This window comes from Arthrobacter sp. 2YAF22_2 (assembly GCF_052114645.1).
GTDB lineage: Bacteria > Actinomycetota > Actinomycetes > Actinomycetales > Micrococcaceae > Arthrobacter.
The window spans coordinates 1-3,858 of record NZ_JBFRFD010000356.1 but is presented as its reverse complement, the minus strand read 5'-3'; the positions used below and the strand labels follow the sequence as shown (position 1 = coordinate 3,858).

General features: G+C 66.2%; 3 protein-coding genes and 1 pseudogene. All 4 read right to left on the bottom strand.

Features of this window, described 5'->3' with window-relative positions; all coding sequences use genetic code 11:
- On the bottom strand, positions 1 to 538 hold a 538-nt coding region (gene ilvC, locus AB4Y86_RS13880), incomplete at its 3' end, for a ketol-acid reductoisomerase (protein WP_441402796.1).
- 96 nt (positions 539 to 634) lie between these two features.
- Positions 635 to 1,147, bottom strand: coding sequence for an acetolactate synthase small subunit (gene ilvN, locus AB4Y86_RS13875; RefSeq protein ID WP_441402795.1), 513 nt, complete (start codon positions 1,145 to 1,147; stop codon positions 635 to 637).
- 2 nt (positions 1,148 to 1,149) lie between these two features.
- Positions 1,150 to 3,048 (bottom strand): acetolactate synthase large subunit, encoded by a 1,899-nt coding sequence (locus tag AB4Y86_RS13870; RefSeq protein ID WP_441402794.1) that lies wholly within the window; start codon positions 3,046 to 3,048, stop codon positions 1,150 to 1,152.
- A 363-nt stretch (positions 3,049 to 3,411) separates the two neighbouring features.
- A pseudogene (locus AB4Y86_RS13865) lies at positions 3,412 to 3,858 on the bottom strand (dihydroxy-acid dehydratase); the annotation flags it as partial.

Genomic DNA, 3,858 nt, shown 5'->3' with positions numbered 1-3,858 from the left:
TAACGCCGGCGCGGGTGCCGCCGATGGCCTTGGCGTAGGACAGGGCCAGTTCCTTGGCCTTGCCGGACGGGTTCTGCTCGACGGCGATCAGGTCCGGCACGCCGCGGCCGGCCTCGAATTCGCGGCGCACGATGTGGCCGGGTCCCTTGGGGGCGACGAGGGCGACGTCGACGTCGGCCGGCGGCTTGATGTAGCCGTAGCGGATGTTGAAGCCGTGGCCGAAGAAGAGGGCGTCGCCGGCCTGCAGGTTCGGGGCGATCTCGTCGGCGTAGACGTGGCGCTGGACCTGGTCCGGGGTGAGGACCATAATGAGGTCCGCTTCGGCGACGGCGTCGGCGACGTCGAGCACCCGCAGGCCCTCGGCCTCGGCCTTGGCGCGGGACTTGGAGTCTGCCTTCAGGCCGACGCGGACGTCAACACCGGAATCGCGCAGGCTGAGGGCGTGGGCGTGGCCCTGGGAGCCGTAACCGATGACGGCGACGGTGCGGCCCTGGATGATCGACAGGTCGGCGTCGTCGTCGTAGAACATTTCAGTCACTGGGGTGTCTCCTTATGAGTGGATTCTGTGGTGCTGGGGAAATCGGGGAAATTCGAAGGTGGTGCTGGTGGTGGGGCGGCGGGTCCGGCGCGCGGTTTAGGCGGTGCGCAGGGCCCGGTCGCTCATGGAGCGGGACCCGCGGCCGACGGCCAGGGTTCCGGACTGCACGATTTCGCGGACGCCGAACGGCTCGAGCACCGAGAGCAGTGCCGTGAGCTTGTCGGGGTGGCCTGTGGCCTCGATGACCACCGACTCTGTGGAGACGTCGACCACCGAGGCGCGGAAGAGGTCGGCTGCCTGGGTTACCTGCAGCCGGGTTGCGGCGTCCGCCCGTACCTTGACCAGGATGTGGTCGCGCTGTACGGAAGATTCGGGGGTGAGCTCGACGATTTTGATCACGTTGACCAGCTTGTTCAGCTGTTTGGTGACCTGCTCGATCAGCTCGCCGTCGGCGTCGACGACGACGGTCATCCGGGAGATGCCCGGGACCTCGGTCGGGCCGACGGCCAGGGAGTTGATGTTGAAGGCACGGCGGGCGAAGAGGCTGGCGACGCGGGTCAGCACACCGGGCTTGTCTTCGACCAGAACGGAGAGTGTGTGGCGTGTCATGTTCAGTCCTCTTCTTCCCAGTCCGGGGTCAGGTTGCGGGCAACCTGGATCTGGTCGTTGCTGACTCCGGCGGGGACCATCGGCCACACCATGGAGTTGGGGCTCACGACGAAGTCGATGACCACGGGTCGGTCGTTGATCGCCAGGGCCTGCTGGATGGTGGCGTCGATGTCCTCGTCGCGTTCGCAGCGGAACGCGGCGCAGCCGTAGGCGTCCGCAAGCTTGACGAAGTCGGGGATCCGGACGGTGTCGTGGCCGGTATTGAGGTCGGTGTTGGAGTAGCGGCCCTCGTAGAACAGGGTCTGCCACTGCCGCACCATGCCGAGGGAGGAGTTGTTGATAATGGCGACCTTGATCGGGATCTTGTTGATCGCGCAGGTGGCCAGCTCCTGGTTCGTCATCTGGAAGCAGCCGTCGCCGTCGATCGCCCAGACCACCCGGTCCGGCTCCCCTACCTTGGCGCCCATGGCTGCCGGAACGGCGTAACCCATGGTGCCGGCGCCGCCGGAGTTCAGCCAGGCGTGCGGGCGCTCGTACTTGATGAACTGCGAGGCCCACATCTGGTGCTGGCCGACGCCGGCGACATAGATGCCCTCGGGACCGGTCAGGGCTCCGATCCGTTCGATCACCCGCTGCGGTGCGCTGAGTCCGTCCTCGGGTTCGGTCCAGCCGAGCGGGTAGGTCTCCTTGAGGTTGTTCAGGAACGCCCACCAGTTGCTGAGGTCCGGAGTGCCCGCGGTTTCGAACTGCAGGCGCACGGCTTCGCTGAGTTCCGGGATGATCTCCTTGACCGAGCCGACGATCGGCACGTCGGCCGTGCGGTTCTTGGAGATTTCCGCCGGGTCGATGTCCGCGTGGATCACCTTGGCATGCGGGGCGAAGGACTTCAGGATGCCGGTGACCCGGTCATCGAAGCGCGCACCGAGGGTGATCAGCAGATCGGACTGCTGCAGCGCGGTCACGGCGGACACCGCGCCGTGCATGCCGGGCATGCCGACGTGCTGCGGATGGGAGTCCGGGAAGACGCCGCGGGCCATCAGCGTAGTCACCACGGGGGCGCCGGTGAGTTCGGCCAGGGCCCGCAGTTCCGCGGACGCGTGGGCCTTGACCACGCCGCCGCCGACGTAAAGCACCGGCTTGTGCGCCGCCGCGATCAGCCGGGCGGCCTCACGGACCTGCTTGCTGTGGCCGCGGACCACCGGCCGGTAGCCCGGCAGGTCGATTTTGGGCGGCCAGGAAAACGTCATCTGTCCCTGCTGGGCGTCCTTGGCGATGTCCACCAGGACGGGGCCCGGACGGCCGGTCGAGGCGAGGTGGAACGCCTCGGCCATGACATGGGGGATGTCGTTGGGGTCGGTAACCAGGAAGGAGTGCTTGGTGATCGGCATGGTGATGCCGACGATGTCCGCCTCCTGGAAGGCATCGGTGCCGATGACTCCGCTGGAAACCTGTCCGGTGATGGCCACCATCGGCACGGAGTCCATGTGGGCGTCCATGATGGCRGTAACGAGGTTGGTGGCACCGGGACCCGAGGTGGCGATGCAGACGCCAACCCGTCCGGTGACCATGGCATAGCCTTGCGCGGCGTGGCCGGCTCCCTGTTCGTGACGGACCAGAACGTGGTTCATTTTGGAGGCCATCAAGGGGTCATAGGTGGGCAGGATCGCGCCACCGGGCAAACCGAAAATGTCCTGGACGCCGAGTTCTTCGAGCGCGCGGACGATTGCTTGCGAGCCGGTCATCACCGTCGGGGGTACGACGTTGTTCGGCCCAAGGACGGGAGAGGCAGCAGCATGCTCGACGCCGGCATCTGCCGGACGTTCGACGCGTTCCGGAGCCTTGTGGGCTCCAGCGGACTTTGTGGCCATCAGCGAGGGGCTGATCGGCGATCCTTTGCTCATCGGGCTCTTCCTTTGGTGGATCTTCTGTGATCGTGGAACTGCGGGTAATAAAAAAACCCCTCAGCCCTGAGGGCTCTTCGAGGGGTTGCGCGTGACGGTCCGTTACCGTGAGGCTATTGAGCCACGCGCTTGGTAAGGACGACGACTGCCTCTGCAGCAGCGCAGCTGGTAACGATTTCGATCATGCGTTCAGTTTTCCCTCTGCGTGAGACGGCTGTCAACGAGCCCGGCCCCCGTCTCACTATCTGGACACCATTGTCCAATTATCGGACCCCTCCCCCAACTGACTCGCAGTAGTTGTCGTTATGAGGGCTCAAAACGACAACTACTGCGAGTCAGTTGGGTGGACGGTCCAACGCCGGTTCAGCCGCAGTACGCGCCGGTGGAGGCGCTGTGCACGAGCTTGGCGTACTTGGCGAGCACGCCCTTGGTGAACTTGGCCGGCAGCGGCTCCCAGCCCACCTTGCGGGACTCGAGTTCGGCGTCGTCCACCAGCAGATCGAACGACCGGGCGGCGATGTCCACCCGGATCCGGTCGCCGTCCTTGACGAAGGCGATCGGGCCGCCGTCGGCCGCTTCCGGGGCGACGTGGCCGATGCAGAGGCCCGTGGTGCCGCCGGAGAAGCGACCGTCGGTGAGCAGCAGGACATCCTTGCCCAGGCCGGCGCCCTTGATGGCGCCGGTGATGGCAAGCATCTCGCGCATGCCCGGACCGCCCTTGGGGCCTTCGTAGCGGATGACGACGACGTCGCCGGCCTTGATCTCGCCCTTGTCCAGCGCGTCGAGGGCACCCTGCTCACGCTCGAAGAC

Excerpts from the sequence above, each read along its gene's own strand:
- ilvN (WP_441402795.1), bottom strand. The coding sequence starts at position 1,147 with ATGACACGCCACACACTCTCCGTTCTGGTCGAAGACAAGCCCGGTGTG.